This window comes from Neobacillus sp. PS2-9 (assembly GCF_030915525.1).
GTDB lineage: Bacteria > Bacillota > Bacilli > Bacillales > Cytobacillaceae > Neobacillus.
In genome coordinates, this window is sequence record NZ_CP133269.1 from 3198136 (window position 1) to 3214478 (window position 16343).

Here is a 16343-nt window from a genome sequence, read left to right on the forward strand (position 1 = left end):
TTATTTATCTGAAACTTTTCGCCCCTACTTCCGTAAATTATATAAGTGGTTTGTTAATGGGATGTTTATGTTTAATGAGAGTAGATATATTATTTACATATGAAAAATACTGTGAGGAGTGGAAAATGTGGGTGTTACTCTTAGCAAGGGGCAAAAAGTGGATTTAACGAAATCATATCCTAGCATTCAAAATGTCGTAGTCGGCTTAGGTTGGAATATTAGTCATATGGGGTCAAATTTTGATTTGGATGCTTCAGCATTTTTACTAGGAGAATCTGGCAAGGCAAATAGTGATCAAGACTTTGTTTTTTACAATCATCCCTCTGGTGGAAATGGTTCAATCATTTATAGCGGTGACAACCGCACAGGAGTTGGAGAGCGAGACGACGAACAAATCAGAATAGATTTAAATCGTGTCCCATCCCATATCCACCGCATTGCTTTTACGATCACGATTCACGATGCACAGGTTAAAGGGCAAAATTTTGGACAAATATCCGATGCTTATGTTCGCATCTTTAATGAAATGACCAACGAAGAATTAATTAGATTTAACCTTGGTAGAGATTTTACCGTGGAAACAGCGATAGTTGCTGCTGAATTATACCGGCATAATGGAGAATGGAAATTCAATGCGATCGCTAGCGGCTTTCAAGGCGGATTAGCAGCACTATGCCGGAATTTTGGGATTACTGTTGATGACCCTCCTGTGAGTGCGCCATCGACACTGCCCTACCAACAATCTACTAACCAACCAAACGTTACCACTAACTATAATCAGCAATCACAAACGTTCCAACAAAATAATAGAAATCCATACCAGCAAAGCCAAGGAATGCAAACCTCCTACCAACAGCCAGTTCATCTTCAGCCAGACTCAGCGTTCCAGCAGCCTTCTTATGGATATCCGGCACAGTCTGCCTTTCCATCGACTTCTGGTTCCAACCATACGTATGGTGGAGACGAAATTGTATGTCCTCGCTGTCATTCCTCTAATGTTCGAACGGGTAAAAAAGGATTCGGACTAGGAAAAGCGGCTATTGGAGGGTTAATCCTTGGGCCAGTTGGTTTACTTGGCGGCTTTATTGGAAAGAATCAACTAAAGTTCTCATGTAATAACTGTGGCAGTACATGGTCCCCTTCCCAAACAGATTATGCGGAATGGGCCAATAATCAAAAAAGAAGAGCACAAGAATTATTTAATCGTTATAAAAGCCAGGATGTTCTTGAAGCAGTTGTAGCGGCTTGCGCGTTGGTAGCCATGGCTGATGGATATCTAGACACAGTGGAACGTCAGAAAATGATAGAATTTGTTCATCAAAGTGATGAATTACGAGTCTTTGACACCAATAAGGTCATTCAGAAATTCAACTTCTTTGTTTCTAGAATTGAAAATGATCGGATGATGGGCAGCGCAGAAGCGTTCCGAGCTCTTGGAAAAGTAAGAACCAAACCTGAAATAGCCCGATTGGTTGCCCGTTATTGCATTGCAATCGGCTATGCGGATGGAAATTTTGACAACAATGAAAAACAAATGGTGGCTGATATCTGTCGTGAACTTGGCTTAAACCCTGCTGAATTCCTTTCGTAATCGTAAAAAAATCCTCTATTCCAGCAAGGAATAGAGGATTTTTTTAACTAACCCATTTGCGCTTATTTTCTACTCTTTTTGTTAATCCTTTGGCATCCAATCTTTCTAAAAATGGAATCATATATTTTCTCGATAAGTCTAAGATATCCTTTGCTTCGCCAACCTCAAATTCAGATCCGGTTTGACTTTGAAGCTTACTAACAGCCTCAGTAAAAATATCTAAGTGATAGGCAAATTGCTCATCTAATGGTACGATTAGTGCTTGTTCCTCTAAAAACTTTTTTAAATCGAATACAAGATTTTCAGGAATCCCTGCTGCTGAAAAATAGTCATTTAAGTAGCGGACCTTTAAGCCATCCTTTTTCATTTCCTCCAGCAAATTCTCTGTCCGCCTTGACCAGTTTTTTGGAACATGTGGTACAAAGGAAGCCAGGAATACAAATTGTTCTTTCCGATTAAATACTCCTTTAGATATTCCATTTTCCACGACAAAATCAAGTAAGGATTTTGGAAATCCTTTTTGCATGGTTTGTAACAACTCAGCTTTATTTATACCGATTTTCATTGAATGAGACAGATGAAATTCCTGTAATCGATCGAATATGTCTTCTTCTATGGCATTAATTAATAATTGTAATGTGTACTCTTTTCCATTGTAGAAAACAAATTCAGGATTATCTAAATGTTGAATTAATATCGCTTCATCCAGTGCAGTACGTTTTATTAACTCCGCTAACGGAAGACTCTTCGCTTCAATTAGAGCCGCAGTAATCCGTTCTCTTGGTGAGCCTACTTTTTTCTTTTCCAGCTCATCTATGGTTTGGTTCCCGAATCGGTACTTACTTCCACGTGGATCAATTACCCAGCCACCGCCGATGGTTTCTTGTGGACTAGGTCTACGTAGAATAAAGCGGTCGCCCCGCTTTGTTAGGATTTCTTCTTCTAGACGAAGCTGGCAAAGGATTTCTCCATTTTCCTCTTTAATTTCGTTACGATCAAAGAAAACAATTCTACCCATAACCTCTGCTGTTCCAATATGTAGTTTAATTGGCATCCGCTGCTTGACCATATGTTCAAGATCCTCAACCACACGAATAGCAACATCTACTGTTTTTGTAACAATAAAATGCTCGGAAGAAACGAGAACATCCCCCCGCTCTAAATCTTCCTTTGAAATACTAGAGAGGTTAATCGCTGTCCTTTGGCCTGCATAGGCTTTTTGTGCAGGCTTATGATGTACTTGAATCTGCCGTGCTCTTACTTCCAGTCCTTTAGGCATGATCTTCAGCACTTGTCCCTCTTCCACCGTTCCCTCATAAACAGTTCCACGAACAACGGTTCCTTGACCTTTCACGGTAAACACTTGATCGATTGGCAGACGGAATGCCCCTTTCGCATCTCGCATTTCCTGTTCTTTTAGCGTTTTAATAATTACATTTTTTATTTCCTCAATGCCCTTTCCTGATAAACTGTCTACAAGTACAAAAGGGGCTTCTTCAAAAACAGTCCCCATTAGCTCTTCTAAAATATCATCCTTAACAAGTTCAATGAATTCTTCATCTACCCGATCAATTTTAGAGATGGCAATCAGACCATTTTTTACACCTAAGAATTTTAATATATCTAAATGCTCCCTAGTTTGCGGCATAACGCCTTCATCCGCAGCTACCACTAACACCACCAAATCGATTCCCGCTACTCCAGCTATCATTTGCCTAATAAACCGTTCATGGCCTGGAACATCTATCACTGAAATCTGTATTTCGTCATCTTCATACAGAGGAGCGAATCCCAATTCGATGGAGATTTGTCGTTCTTTTTCTTCTTTTAACCGATCTGTATCCACATTGGTCAGCGCTTTTGTTAAGGATGTTTTCCCGTGATCAATATGCCCTGCCATACCAATTGTAAAATATCGTTTTTCCAAGTTTGCCACCTTCTTAAAATCGTTCTTTCATATAACTGTAGCCTTTATAGAGCAATTGTTCAAGAGAACATTTTTAGACAGTTACTGCCCATTCTAATCAAAGTTTAATCTTCTATCATAGGCAAAAGTATTCACAAATCTTTGTAGATTATATATAATAGTTTTATAAATTTGCACTGATGCAACATTTGTTCATTCGCGAACAAACCTTGCATTACAGAAAAACAAACAAAATGAAAGGATGGTGTCTTATGAGCCAGACCGAATCACTAGCAGTTGAAGGGGCTCGAGCAGCAGAACACCGAACAGTTTCTGCCGCTAGAGATGCCATTGACGGAAAGGTTAAAGGCATACGGGCATTACTACCGTTCCTTGGGCCCGCCTTCATTGCCTCCATTGCTTATATCGATCCAGGGAATTTTGCTACTAACATTCAGAGCGGTGCACGCTTTGGTTATAAAATGTTATGGGTAATTGTTTTAGCCAACTTAATGGCGATGCTTTTACAAAACATGTCAGGAAAACTAGGTATTGCAACAGGTAGAAGTCTCCCTGAAATTTGTCGGGATTATATGCCAAAATGGCTTGTCCTAATTATGTGGATTGTTTCAGAGTTAGCAGCAATGGCAACCGATCTTGCAGAATTTTTAGGAGCAACACTGGCCTTAAACCTTCTTGCAGGTATACCAATGTTATTTGCTACTATTATTACCGGGGTTGTTACCTATTTAATATTATTGTTAGAAAAGTATGGATTTCGCCCACTTGAAAAGTTTATTGCAGCATTTGCCGTATTGATTGGGTTATGTTACTTAGTGGAAACCGTGCTATCGCAACCAGATCTTTCGCAAATTGCTTATCATAGTGTTGTCCCATGGCTAGGCAATAATGAAAGTATCCTGCTTGCAGTTGGAGTAATCGGTGCTACAGTTATGCCACATGCGATTTATTTACACTCTAGTTTAACTCAAGGACGGATTGTTCCTCGAAATGACTCAGAAAAAGTGAAAATCCAAAAGTTTAGTACGAAAGAGATTTTCATTGCTATGACCTTAGCTGGTTTCGTTAATTTATCGATGATGTACATGGCGGCATCTGTCTTCAATTCTTCTGGTCACAGTCAAATTGCTGACATTCAATCTGCCTATCACACACTCACTCCGTTGCTTGGCTCTGCCGCAGCTAGTGTGTTTCTCATTTCCTTACTTGCCTCAGGGATTTCAAGTTCTGTGGTTGGTACGATGGCTGGCCAGGTGATCATGCAAGGGTTTGTTGGTTTTACCATACCGCTTTGGTTCCGTCGTCTGATTACCATGCTCCCAACGGTAATAATCGTTGCAATGGGGGTCGACCCAACCCGAACACTTGTTATTAGCCAAGTTGTTTTAAGTATTGTTTTGCCTTTTCCCATTATTGCATTAATCTACTTTACCCAAAAGAAAGATCTAATGGGGGTATTAACGAATAAACGAATAACAACAGTATTAGCCACACTATTTGCTATCACTATATTGGGATTAAATGTGTGGTTGGTTATTCAGACGTTTTTAGGCTAAATGAAAGATTTTAGTATATTTCACATCAAAAAGGCTTAAAGGAAACCTCTCTAAGCCTCTTTGTTATTTCTTCAACTAAAGCCCCCGTTTGTTTAAGTGCGTTTTTTCACAATATCAAGGAAAAGAGGGTTTGATTATTTTAATTTATTATTAACTAAATTCTCCCAGTCCTCAACTGACAACTTCTCCGTAATATGTTTTAATTCATTTGGAACGTCAACATAGCACATCAATTCTAAACTATTTCCATCTGGGTCATTAAAATATACCGATGCATTTCCTTGATTTGGTCTTATAAATGGTTCTATTGATGTTCTTCTTCCAAATTGTACAGGTTCAACTTGGATGGATTCAAGCCATTTTAAAGACTCTTTTAAATCCTGATATGTGACTCTAAATGCAATATGCTTTAAAGAAGGATGGTATGGAGTTTGGTATTCCTTTCCTTCCCATAATCCCAACCAGCTTTTTCCTTCTTCTATCCAAAAGAATGCACTGTCTTCATTACGCCAAGCTAATTTCAAACCTAATTTTCGGTAAAATTCAATTGAAAATTCTAAATTTTTCACAGGTAAATGTGCTTCATAAAGCCCCTTTATCATTTCTCCCATCCCCTATATATACAAATTATGTACTTTAACATTTTATATTTAAAAAATATCTTCTTCAACAATCCTGCCCCGTTAGAACAAGATGAGGACGACCAAAAATGGGATCCTACTTCAAACTCTTGCACCCATTATTACTTAACAAAAGCCATCATTGCTGCCACTTGAATTACTATATAATCACCCTTTTTTAATCAAAAATATTGGTCATAAAAACTAAATAACCGATAACTGGTACTAGTATCGAAAATGAAATACCGATACCGCTACAAATGATTCCTGCGACTGCCATTTTCCTCCCCTGCTGAGTAAAACCATTTATTTCTTTTAAGCCGATAATTCCAAGTATAAGACCAATTATGCCAAGTATGACCCCCGGAAGAATTACAGTAATAATTGATAGAATACCTAGAATTAAAGATGCAATAGCTTTACCGTTGGATATTTTATTTTCCAATTTTATACCCCCAATTTTTTTCTTTCAATACTCCTATTTTACTCCTTATCAATAGTGGAATGACAATAATGGCCTTACTTTTAAGTAGGGAGGTTCAAAAGGGCTCAACGCACCTAACGAAAAATGCCTCTTCATTAAAATGCAATCTGTGGAGCATCTGCTCCTGATATCTAGTAATCATATAGAACCATTAAAACTTTATTTATTATCTCTTTAAATTTATATACGAACCATATTCCAAAACGTTCCATATATTACCCAATTTCCTTTTTAACTAGTCGAGTAGAAGGGAGCCTTTCTACCTTACGGTAAATTGTACTCCTCCCCCTCACAGAACCGTGCTTGCGCTATTAACGCACACGGCTCCTCCTAGTCATCATTTACAGAATGTAGCTAATCTCTTTTCTAAGATCATAGATGTTCACTTTGATTCTTGGTGAAGGAAGTGGATATTTACGAAGAAAAAGATTAAATTTATCCCATGTAAAGGACTTCCTTTGACTTCTTCTGTTTAGCCATTTAAATAGTAAGTATTCGATTTTCTCTTTGAAGTTGTTAACAGTTTGAGTGTTATCCGTGATGCAATAATAGTTGTAATAACCTATAAGTGAGCGTTTAAATCTATCCATAATTGTATGAATATCTTTATTTCTATTAGTCTTCAGCCATTCTTTAGATTCTCTTAGTTTGCCTTGGACTTTCTTCCTGCTAGATTTTCGTTTTACTCGAAATTTCCCTTGTTTGCTTTTCCCGCAATAGTGGGTAAACCCTAGGAAATCAAAGGTAGCTGGTTTACTGTTTCCCTCTCGCCTTGCATTATTTTCTGCGAACCGTCCGAAGGGAATTATTTTAGTTTTATCCTCAGCTATTTCCAGGTTAAATTTCTTTAATCTCGCTTTTAATGAATGGAAGAATTGCTCGGCTTCACTTTTATTCTGAAAACAACAAACAAAATCATCTGCGTATCTTACTATATATGCCTGGCCTTTATATTGTTTCCTAACCACTTTTTCAAACCATAGATTAAGAACGTAATGGAGATAGACATTGACTAATATCGGAGATATCACTCCACCTTGCGGTGTACCATTGTCTGTCTTGTATTTCTTACCTTCCTCCATGTGTCCACCTTTAAGAAACCTGCTGATTATTCTCAGTAGGTTAGGGTCAGTGATACGGAGTTTCAAGAATTCCATCATCCATTTGTGGTCAACGTTATCAAAGAAGCCTTTAATATCTACATCGACTACATAACTTACTGCTCTCTTCTCAATATATTGATTCAGTATTTTCAGCGCATCGTGGCAGTTTCTATTTGGACGGAACCCAAATGAGCAGTCTAGAAAGTCATTTTCATAGATGGCATTTAATATCTTCGTAATGCCTTTTTGAACAATTTTATCTTCATGTTCCGGTATACCCAATGGTCTCATCTTGTTTGAATTGAGTTTTGGAATATACATTCGTCTTACTGGAACAGGACGATAACTTTTGCTTTTAAGCCTACTTACTAAGTCCTCTATGTTTTCGTCCAGGCTGTCACTGTATTGTTCTTTTGTCGTTCCATTAATACCAGTTGCCTTTTTATTAGGCAGTTCATGATGACACTGAGTTAGAGATTGCTTATTCAATAAATGCGCAAGAGATGTGAATTTCATTTTAGGCTCGGATTTTGCTAATTCTGCTATCCTTAGTAGTTTTGTTTCCATTATATAATACCTACCTCTGTGTGTAGTAAATGTGTCCCTAGTAAGGGTGATAACTGGTAGCTAGCCTTTCCTCCATCGGCATTACCCAACTTCATTGGTACTACGCTGCTATCCGACTCCCTACAATCGGCATTTGGTTTCCTTGCTTGTTATCGCTCGTAGACCATACTCTTCTATAAAGTAGAAAAGACCGGTAGGGTCTCCCGAGTTGCCGTATCATATCAATGTGTAACGTGCCAAGGTCTTTGACTCCAGAGAGGTTTCATCCTTCTTGCCTTTGACGAAGGATAAAATGTTGCTTTCTGCACGCAGGTAAGGCATCAGCCCTCTCGGTTTACTAACGATTATGGAGCTCAATCCCTTCAGCCGTTTGGCTTTCGGCCCGCCACCTAACTGTCTACGCTTAAAGACTAGAGTTACCCATAGTCCTCCAAGACTCGCTACGAGCGAATGGCTAGTTCTTACTCGACGGGAATCCCACCCGCTATATGATACGACCTAGGCTCGGCCGCACACCTGCCTCTTTAGTTCAATAAAAAAATGACCGCAACAGTGACAGTCATTGCCAGAACCTCATATATAACTTAAGCCCCCGTTTGTTAAACAAGAATATCTATGTTTACATTTTAATTAAAGACTTCTTGAATCTCCGACCGAAAGCTCTCAGTTCTTGTACAGGAATCAAGACTCAACTTTAGAAGTTCGAGTGTTACTTCCTCCGATCTAATATGACCCTCAAAACGTAAGTTCTTAATCCACTCCCATATATCTTCAAGTTTCCTCTTTAAGAAATAAAATTCAAAGGCATCAAAATCAGGAGACTCATACTTCATATATTTCCTGTATTCATTTACGAATTGTCCAGCATATGGCTCTGTAATGATTAAAATCAGGTCTTGTTCTTGTGGAGCAAGTTTTAGACATTCCCAGTCAATAAGCACAAGGTATTCCCCTTGCATAACATTCCAATTATGAGCATCTGCATGAGACAAAACAAACTGATATGGTTTGCTTATCAAAGTATTTGATAAATACCTCTTTCTGTTAATCTTTTCTAATAAAGTGCCGGTATAAGGCTTCACAATTTCTAAAACCCTATTATCTTTATTTTCCAAATCCTTTTTTATAAAAGAATATAAGTTTTCGCAGAAATCTATGTCAAAATTTTCGTTTACCTGCTGCTGTTTTAGTCCATTAGGAATATTTGAAGTGTTCATATGAAGTAATCCAAGAATCTTAGCCAGTTCATTCACATGATTTTGACTTAGCTGTTTGTCTCCAATGGTAGTTCCCTCAATATATTCTGAAAGCAAATACACGTACTGTTCGTCTTCGCATTTATTACTTTTGTATTTCGTAAAGATTGGATTAGCGAGATTGTTTTTTAAATCAGTATGGTTATACATCCACTTTATTAAGGGAGTATATCTATCAATTGCATCAATATATGGAGCAATGGACGGCTTTCTTTTGTTATATACTTTTAAAAAATACTTTTTACATTGATCTTCCACGAAAAATGCTAAAGCCGACCAGCCGCCTGGACGTTGTTCAATTGACGTTGCTTCAATTCCATAGTTTTCAATCAATATAGCAGTAATCCTATTATTAATCTCCATCAGTTCTCCTTTTCCTTAATAACTTATTATCATAAGGATACTATACTCTTGATTAATATATATTTCCTTCTTGAACTACCCTGCATCGTTAGTGCAAAAGAAAAGCTGCCTTAATGCAGCTAATTCAACTTCTTTTACACGTTTTAGCCAATTTACTTTTTCACATTTTCAACATCATTTATTACATTTTTTGCAGTCAATATGTCTTCACTTAAGGTATGCCCTTCTAGAATAGAGACAAAATATTCACCGTTAGATACTGAAACGTAATTAGGTTCATCTTTAGTCTTTTTAAAATAAATTGTGTATTTATTGCCATTCATTGTGTTTAGTTCAAAACCTGTTTCTGCGGTCAACTGAAAACCTGGTGTAATTTTCTCAGCAAAAAACCCATTGGCTTCCTTTTTTAATTCTCCAACAAAATAAATATTGGTACTCTCTTGGGTTACTAATAACTTGTCTCCTTGTAAAGTAGTAATTAAATCAATACTGCCTGCAACATTTTCAATTTTTATGTAATGTTGAAAAGCCTTTTCTTTAGAAGAGAAATGTTCTATTTTGTCCTTTGATTTAGAAGTAGTTGTATTGCAAGCTACCAATAGAAAAATAGTTAAAACTGCTAGACTAGCTTTAAATTTTTTAATAATCTTTTCCCCCCTATACATTTAAATTGAATCAATTCGCCTATATTACCATCACCTTGGATCTATTGAATATTCGCTACCCATAGTTGAATTCCTTCTTGCACTAAACTGCCCGTTACTTTAATAAGGAAAAAGCGATCCTTCGTTATTGAAGCATCGCACCCTTTTAGTTCAATAAGGACAGGTCTGACTTTGTTAAAACTTATGTAACCAAAATTTCAACCAAACAAAATCAAAAATCATAAGACTGCCTATCCCCAACAATATATAACCTACAATTTTATGTTTTTTCATATACGCTTCAACCCCACCTACAATGACACCACTAAAAAAGAAAAGACCGCCCAATCTGTTAATCCATAATGTAAACGGAGTCTCTGGTGCGACTAAGAATGCGTGGATAATGAACAAAACAACTCCTGTTATCATCAACAAACGCCTCAATACGGTAACCCACTTGCGTTGGTTCAATTTGTTTCACCCTTCCACGATGAATTACGTTTTATGCAAAAAGTATCTTATATTCGATGTTTTATTCCCAAATCCTTCTTCCACTCCTGCTTCGTTAGCACAAAAAGAAAACGGGATAGCCGCAGCCATCCCAATCTTTAACTCTTGCACCGTTAGTGAAAAACTATCTAGAAATCCATTATCCAAACAAACATTTATACAGCTTAGTTAGACCGAATCCTAAATGACCTCCAAGTGTTGGATTAGATTCACTTTCAATGTCAATCCAGCGAAAATGATAAATCCAACCATTGTCTTCATCTCGACTTCCGGTAATAACTGTAAATTCATCTCTATATTCTTCTAATATTAAGTGGAAGTAGTGTCTAGTTATCACTGCGTTTTTCTTTTTGAGAAAGTAGTATGTTCTCCCAAGTATGAATTTACTTTTACATTGCTAAGTTCAGCTTCTTCATAGATCTCTCTTAACAAACAATCTTCCAATTTTTCTCCTGGCTCTAAAGTGCCACCTGGTACTTGGAGCCCAAAAGACTCAACACATTCTTCTACCATTGTTAGCATTTGAAATTTGTCTTCTTTTTTACGATTTATATATGCAGTAACTTTTGTTAGTTATCACAAGATGAAAGTCATTTTTTAGTTTTCGGCTTGTGTACTAACATTGATCATTACTTGGGCTACATCTCCTACTTCTTTTGTTTGAGTTTCAATACTATTATATAATTCTTCTGTTTGTTTAAGGACATTCTCTACTTCTAATGCAATTTCCTTTCCGTATCTTGCTTGGTCATTCGTTGCAATTGTCATTTCTCTAGTCATTTCTTTCATGATATTGATATTTTGAACGATGTCCTCAGCAGTAAGTCCTTGCTCCTTTGTTGCAATGGTCACAGAACTAGATTTATGGGTTACGTCCTCTACTGCTGCAACGATTGCTTGGCTGCCTTTTGCTTGTTCAGAGGTTGCAATAGAAATTTGTTGAATTTGTTCTTTTATTGTGAGGATTCTGTTAAAGATTTCTTCAGCAGTGATTGTCTCCTCTTTGGTAGAAAGCGTCATTTCCATTGCTAGTTTTTTAGCATTTTCAACTGACTGAATGATCCTTTCACTCTTAGCGCTTTGTTCCACTGTTGCTTTTGCAATCTGGTTCATTTCCTCTGTTACTCGAGCAATTCCGTCTGTAATTTTTATAATCGCCTGATTCGTTTTTGCTGCTAAACGATTTCCTTGATTAACTTTTTCGGTTCCCTCTTTAATAGAGGCGACTGCAATGGTAGTTTCCGATTGAATTCCCTTAATCAGAACAGCAATTTCTTTCGTTGCATTAGCAGACTGTTCCGCTAGTTTACGCACTTCTTCAGCAACCACTGCAAAGCCCTTTCCGTGATCACCCGCTCGGGCCGCTTCAATCGCTGCATTCAGCGCTAACAAATTTGTTTGGTCGGCAATGTTATCAATTACCTCAATAATACTGCCAATCTCTTTGGAATTTTCCCCTAATGACTCCATGACCAGGCTGGCTTGTTCAATGGCTTGAGAAATCTCATTCATTCCATTCAATGTTTCGTTTAAAGAAGCAGTTCCCTCAAGTGCATCTCCTTTTACGAATTGACTAAGTTGATTCACTGTTTGGGCACTATCTGCCACTTGCTTAATGGATACTACCATCTCCTCAATCGTTTCAGCGGTCTGTTCTGAAGCTGAAGCTAATATATTGGCATTATTATTTACACCTTTAATAGAATGGCTCATTTCTTCAATGGAAGTTGAAATCTGGTCAACCGTTTCTTCCGTATTACTCACATTAGCAGCCACTTGTTCAATGGATGCCATCATCTCTTGAATAGCAGAAGAAGTTTCTTCAGCTGAAGTTGCTAAACTTTCCCCGTTTTCCGCCACTAAATTAATAGAAGCACTCATTTGTTCCACTGCTGCAGCGATTTCCTCAATATTGGATGCAGACAAACTAGTGTTTCCTGCTACTTGCTGAATAGAAACAACTAACTTATTTACGGAATCGTTTGCTTTATTCATAGATCCTTCTAATTCTTGGGCATTATTGGCTGAATGATCGATGTTTTTCTTAATTTCCTTCATTAAATTTCGGAAATTCATAATTAAAATATTCATTGAAAAACCTAATGTACCCAGCTCATCTTTTCGCTTAAGGATCTTTTGGTTTACTTCATTTTTCAGGTTTCCTTTTGAAACATCTTCTGAGATGGCTACTATTTGCTGAATGGGTTTTATAATAAACTTATAAATCAATAAAGAGAGTAATCCCAATATAAAAATGAAAATCATACTGATGAGAAGGTAAACGTTGATTAAACTGCTTTTAACAGATGTACTTGTTGTTTGTTTTTCGTTCACCAATAAAACGCCTATCGGTTTATTGGTAAAGTCTTTTAATGCAGATACCATTTCAGCATATTCAATTGATTTAAAATGTGAGGTATTAAAACTCAGCAGATTTGGATTCTTTTCAGTTACGTAATGTAAAAGTTTACTTTTATCAACTTTAGACGAAGTAGTTAATAATGTTCCATTTTCGGTTAATATAGCAATGTCAGTATGTAAAGTTGCCTTAATTTCATTTAGAGCCTTATTATCCAGTATTCTCCCGAAAATTATTATCCCTGTTGGGCTGGCATTGCCTTCTTCGTTGGTAATTTTTGAGACAGCGATAACTGCTAATCCTTTTGAGGTAGTTATAAGACCTGAAAAGTCATTGATATTTTTCAGTTTCCCTTTAATCTCGGGATTACTCAGTTTGCCAGAAAACTCTTTCACATTTCCGACCTCTGATAGGACATTTCCATCTAAGTCTGTTGTTGCAATAAAATGTAAATTAGGAACAGTACTTTTTATTGTGTTAACATTATCATCTATCCATGTTACATCTTTGGTTTCAACTGCCAATCTATAATCTTCCCAATAGGCGTTAGACTTTGCCGTGTCTAAAAGTTGATTGCCCAAGTTCATTATTAGTTTATCGCTTGCCAGACTTGTTGAATAAACTCTTTCTTTTTCCATTTGTGTTAAATCATCGGTTATATGCAAATATAAATAATAACCTGCAATGGAAATAGGGATAACCAAAAGTATAATTAATAGAGAAAGCATTTTGAATCGCAATGATTGTAGTACTTTTAACATTTATGCACCCCATTTCAAATAGTAAAATAGTCACAACTATACTAATAGCATAATTATATTAAAATATCGAGAAATATCTACTTTTTTGTATAATTTTGTATAAATTTGTTATAGAAAGGCAATGGATTTCTAAAGGAATATTAAATAATAGAGCCAAACAATCATATTGAAGAAATGAAAAAAGAGCAAGCTCCCGAGCCTGCTCCCATCAATAAATTCTCGATCCATCATTGTCCACTCGGGAGGAGCCAATCTTTGTGTGCTGCCATCTGGCGGGATGTTTGGAATAAATAATACTAGGTACCTACCTTGGACCTTAAGTTCTGGTCTAATTCCCTTTTAAGTATTGAAGAAACGCACCCGTTAGCTTAAGTACATTTCTTCACAATATCATCGAAGTGCGATTAAACAACTTTTTTAAGAATAATTCCATACTTGTCCATTTCAAGTTATCTCTTACAGCATAAAATGTATTACTTCTTAAATAAGGAGGTGAGTATCTATGAGCTACGACGGCGGCGGAATGGGTACAAGTTTTGCTTTGATTGTTGTTCTATTCATCCTTTTAATCATTGTTGGCGCATCCTTCATGCGTGGAGGATACTAATGATTGTCTAGGTAAAATAATGTCATTAAGAGGGTATCTAAGAATTTAATTAGTACCCTCTTTGTAATGCTAAACTTCGCAATTTGGTTCGATAGTGTTGCCTATCATCGAAAAGTGCAACTAGATTCCTATGTCTAACTTTGAATTCTTTTGTCGAATCCGTTCCAATTTTTCTACTTTTTTGTATAATTATCAAAGTGACTATTTATCTAAATTTTCCCTATGAGTATAGTCACGGTTTTTGATAGGTTTTTCAAAAAATTTTAAATAGGAGCTAGTTTAATGTTACCAATTCCCACTCTCGATATAAAAATCCCTTTATTGCTTGAAATCAAATCATTACAAAAAGAAATGATTGAAATAGGTTATAAAGAAGGATTTGCAAGCCAGAAAACATTAGAAATTAGTCAAAAGTTAGATCAATACATATTAACTTATCAAAAGATGAAACACTGAATTCTTAATTACATTTTTTATGTTTTCTACATTTTTTATTTTCCGATTTTTATTTAAATGGTTACCTAAGATCTAAATTACTTAATGGGACCAGCAGCACTAATTGGTGCATATATTTGGGCTATTCCTATGAACTTAGATTTTTATAGATTATTTTAGTAAATCTTTATTGGAACCTTTAATGGTGTCTTTTGTTCGAAAGACGATACAAATTTATATATATTTTCATTCCTTGCCCGATGCATAAATTGATAAAGCCTCTTTGGTTTAAAGAATGCCTTATATGGCAAAATGTATATATCACATTTAACGAGGGGGATTATCATGCATTCAACATCTGGAATGCATAAATCATTTTGGGAATATCATCAAGCATATGACCACAGGATGAATTCCTGGAAACAAGAAGTACTATTCACTTGGCAATGGTGGTTAGGTATTGCATTAACAATAATTCCAATTGTACTCTGGGTTATTTTTAGAAATAGAGAAAGTACAGATCGTCTACTTTACTCTGGTTTTTTCGTATGTCTTGTGTCGGTAACAGCCGACAATATCGGTGTACAACTGTCATTTTGGAATTATTTAAGACCCGTTACACCAGCGATTCCTTCATACTTACCATTTGATTTTTCATTAATGCCAATAAGCGTTATGTTTTTAATTCAATTTTTCCACAATAGAAACCCATGGTTTATTGGAATCGTATTCGGAATATTAACAGCATTTGTAGGAGAACCATTCTTTAAATGGCTTGGAATTTATGAACCCACAAATTGGAAATTCGGTTTTTCTATTCCCTTATACTCAGTGATATACGTTTCTGCACACAAATTAGCGACTAGGAAAAAATTTAAAAGATTAAACTAATTTGGCATCAACATGATGCCATTTTTTATTTTTTCTGCGTCGCCTTTTGGGTCAAATACGCATTCTTCGTTTTTCTTCTTCAACTAAACTGCACCGTTTGTTCAATAAGACTTTTACAAAATAAGGGCGACAATGCTTCTCGGATCATCGCACCCATTAGTTTAAGTTAATTTTTTCACAAAGTACAAAAGGTACAATGCCTAAATTAAACCATCGTACTTTTTCAATGGATGAAAAAGAACTTTTTATCTCAAGTTACTTATTCTTTCTCCAATAGTAAATAACTTTTCTTCGATCATTTGAAGATAAGAGACTTCTTTTGATGAATTGTAAGCAATTATAGATAAACTAATAGCGATAGTAATTAAGCAAATAATCTTTATGTTTTCTTTCACTTAATCGGACCCCCTAGATTTTTTCTATTCAACATCTAATTCCACAAAATTACCAATAAATCCTTCTTGAACTAAACTGCTCCATTAGAACAAAAAGCGATTGCCTGGTTCCGCAATCGCTCCGTTAGCTAAACAAGCAAAAGAGTTGCAAATACGCCTATTAGTTATTTGTTATAGAAGAAGACCTTGCACTTCGCGAGGTCTTCTTTGCTTTATATACCATATCAATCCTTTGAAACATATTCCTTGAATAAGATATACAAACCTATTATCC

15 protein-coding genes are annotated in these 16343 nt (G+C 36.2%); 5 read left to right on the forward strand and 10 right to left on the reverse strand.

Annotation, left to right across the window (positions count from 1 at the left end; genetic code table 11):
- Positions 1-127 precede the first annotated feature (127 nt).
- Entirely contained in the window at positions 128-1591 is a 1464-nt protein-coding gene (locus RCG25_RS16170) for a TerD family protein (protein ID WP_308079852.1), read from the forward strand.
- Between the two features lie 43 nt (positions 1592-1634).
- Here RCG25_RS16170 and selB read toward each other — a convergent pair whose 3' ends face one another.
- The gene (gene selB / locus RCG25_RS16175) at positions 1635-3491 is read right to left on the reverse strand and encodes a selenocysteine-specific translation elongation factor (protein WP_374121082.1); all 1857 of its coding nucleotides are present in this window, start codon (positions 3489-3491) and stop codon (positions 1635-1637) included.
- Between the two features lie 278 nt (positions 3492-3769).
- On the opposite strand from selB, the gene RCG25_RS16180 reads away from it, so the two are divergent.
- Positions 3770-5074 carry an Nramp family divalent metal transporter gene (locus RCG25_RS16180; protein WP_308079854.1) on the forward strand — a complete coding sequence of 435 codons (1305 nt, stop codon included), beginning with the start codon at positions 3770-3772 and terminating at the stop codon, positions 5072-5074.
- Between the two features lie 134 nt (positions 5075-5208).
- Here RCG25_RS16180 and RCG25_RS16185 read toward each other — a convergent pair whose 3' ends face one another.
- The 8 genes from RCG25_RS16185 to RCG25_RS16220 all read right to left on the reverse strand — a co-directional run bounded on the left by RCG25_RS16185 (position 5209) and on the right by RCG25_RS16220 (position 13741).
- A complete protein-coding gene (locus RCG25_RS16185) occupies positions 5209-5676 on the reverse strand; it encodes a VOC family protein (protein WP_308079855.1) in 468 nt (155 codons plus the stop codon).
- Positions 5677-5872: 196 nt separating this feature from the next.
- Complete coding sequence (locus RCG25_RS16190) at positions 5873-6139, reverse strand: DUF4190 domain-containing protein (RefSeq protein WP_308079856.1); 267 nt, start codon at positions 6137-6139, stop codon at positions 5873-5875.
- A 380-nt stretch (positions 6140-6519) separates the two neighbouring features.
- The gene (gene ltrA, locus RCG25_RS16195; RefSeq protein ID WP_308079857.1) at positions 6520-7848 is read right to left on the reverse strand and encodes a group II intron reverse transcriptase/maturase; all 1329 of its coding nucleotides are present in this window, start codon (positions 7846-7848) and stop codon (positions 6520-6522) included.
- 626 nt (positions 7849-8474) lie between these two features.
- The gene (locus RCG25_RS16200) at positions 8475-9467 is read right to left on the reverse strand and encodes an aminoglycoside phosphotransferase family protein (protein ID WP_308079858.1); all 993 of its coding nucleotides are present in this window, start codon (positions 9465-9467) and stop codon (positions 8475-8477) included.
- A 152-nt stretch (positions 9468-9619) separates the two neighbouring features.
- A complete protein-coding gene (locus tag RCG25_RS16205) occupies positions 9620-10132 on the reverse strand; it encodes a hypothetical protein (protein WP_308079859.1) in 513 nt (170 codons plus the stop codon).
- Positions 10133-10306: 174 nt separating this feature from the next.
- Positions 10307-10582, reverse strand: coding sequence for a hypothetical protein (locus RCG25_RS16210; protein ID WP_308079860.1), 276 nt, complete (start codon positions 10580-10582; stop codon positions 10307-10309).
- Between the two features lie 372 nt (positions 10583-10954).
- Positions 10955-11143 (reverse strand): NUDIX domain-containing protein, encoded by a 189-nt coding sequence (locus tag RCG25_RS16215; RefSeq protein ID WP_308079861.1) that lies wholly within the window; start codon positions 11141-11143, stop codon positions 10955-10957.
- Positions 11144-11218: 75 nt separating this feature from the next.
- Positions 11219-13741 carry a methyl-accepting chemotaxis protein gene (locus tag RCG25_RS16220; protein ID WP_308079862.1) on the reverse strand — a complete coding sequence of 841 codons (2523 nt, stop codon included), beginning with the start codon at positions 13739-13741 and terminating at the stop codon, positions 11219-11221.
- A 523-nt stretch (positions 13742-14264) separates the two neighbouring features.
- Between RCG25_RS16220 and RCG25_RS16225 the strand changes: the two genes are divergently transcribed.
- The 3 genes from RCG25_RS16225 to RCG25_RS16235 all read left to right on the forward strand — a co-directional run bounded on the left by RCG25_RS16225 (position 14265) and on the right by RCG25_RS16235 (position 15674).
- Positions 14265-14348 carry a YjcZ family sporulation protein gene (locus RCG25_RS16225; protein ID WP_308084200.1) on the forward strand — a complete coding sequence of 28 codons (84 nt, stop codon included), beginning with the start codon at positions 14265-14267 and terminating at the stop codon, positions 14346-14348.
- A 282-nt stretch (positions 14349-14630) separates the two neighbouring features.
- Positions 14631-14804: an aspartyl-phosphate phosphatase Spo0E family protein gene (locus RCG25_RS16230; RefSeq protein WP_308079863.1), complete on the forward strand. Its 174-nt coding sequence runs from the start codon at positions 14631-14633 to the stop codon at positions 14802-14804.
- Between the two features lie 324 nt (positions 14805-15128).
- Positions 15129-15674 (forward strand): CBO0543 family protein, encoded by a 546-nt coding sequence (locus RCG25_RS16235; RefSeq protein WP_308079864.1) that lies wholly within the window; start codon positions 15129-15131, stop codon positions 15672-15674.
- A gap of 245 nt (positions 15675-15919) precedes the next feature.
- Here the strand turns inward: RCG25_RS16235 and RCG25_RS16240 are convergent, their stop codons facing one another.
- On the reverse strand, positions 15920-16069 hold the full coding sequence (locus RCG25_RS16240; protein ID WP_308079865.1) for a hypothetical protein: 150 nt from the start codon (positions 16067-16069) through the stop codon (positions 15920-15922).
- Between the last annotated feature and the right edge of the window lie 274 nt (positions 16070-16343).

Coding starts and splice junctions, on each gene's coding strand:
- RCG25_RS16220 (WP_308079862.1), bottom strand. CDS start 13,741: ATGTTAAAAGTACTACAATCATTGCGATTCAAAATGCTTTCTCTATTA.
- RCG25_RS16205 (WP_308079859.1), bottom strand. CDS start 10,132: ATGTATAGGGGGGAAAAGATTATTAAAAAATTTAAAGCTAGTCTAGCA.
- RCG25_RS16185 (WP_308079855.1), bottom strand. CDS start 5,676: ATGATAAAGGGGCTTTATGAAGCACATTTACCTGTGAAAAATTTAGAA.
- RCG25_RS16180 (WP_308079854.1), top strand. CDS start 3,770: ATGAGCCAGACCGAATCACTAGCAGTTGAAGGGGCTCGAGCAGCAGAA.
- ltrA (WP_308079857.1), bottom strand. CDS start 7,848: ATGGAAACAAAACTACTAAGGATAGCAGAATTAGCAAAATCCGAGCCT.
- RCG25_RS16215 (WP_308079861.1), bottom strand. CDS start 11,143: ATGCTAACAATGGTAGAAGAATGTGTTGAGTCTTTTGGGCTCCAAGTA.
- RCG25_RS16230 (WP_308079863.1), top strand. CDS start 14,631: ATGTTACCAATTCCCACTCTCGATATAAAAATCCCTTTATTGCTTGAA.
- RCG25_RS16200 (WP_308079858.1), bottom strand. CDS start 9,467: ATGGAGATTAATAATAGGATTACTGCTATATTGATTGAAAACTATGGA.
- selB (WP_374121082.1), bottom strand. CDS start 3,491: ATGGCAGGGCATATTGATCACGGGAAAACATCCTTAACAAAAGCGCTG.
- RCG25_RS16225 (WP_308084200.1), top strand. CDS start 14,265: ATGGGTACAAGTTTTGCTTTGATTGTTGTTCTATTCATCCTTTTAATC.
- RCG25_RS16235 (WP_308079864.1), top strand. CDS start 15,129: ATGCATTCAACATCTGGAATGCATAAATCATTTTGGGAATATCATCAA.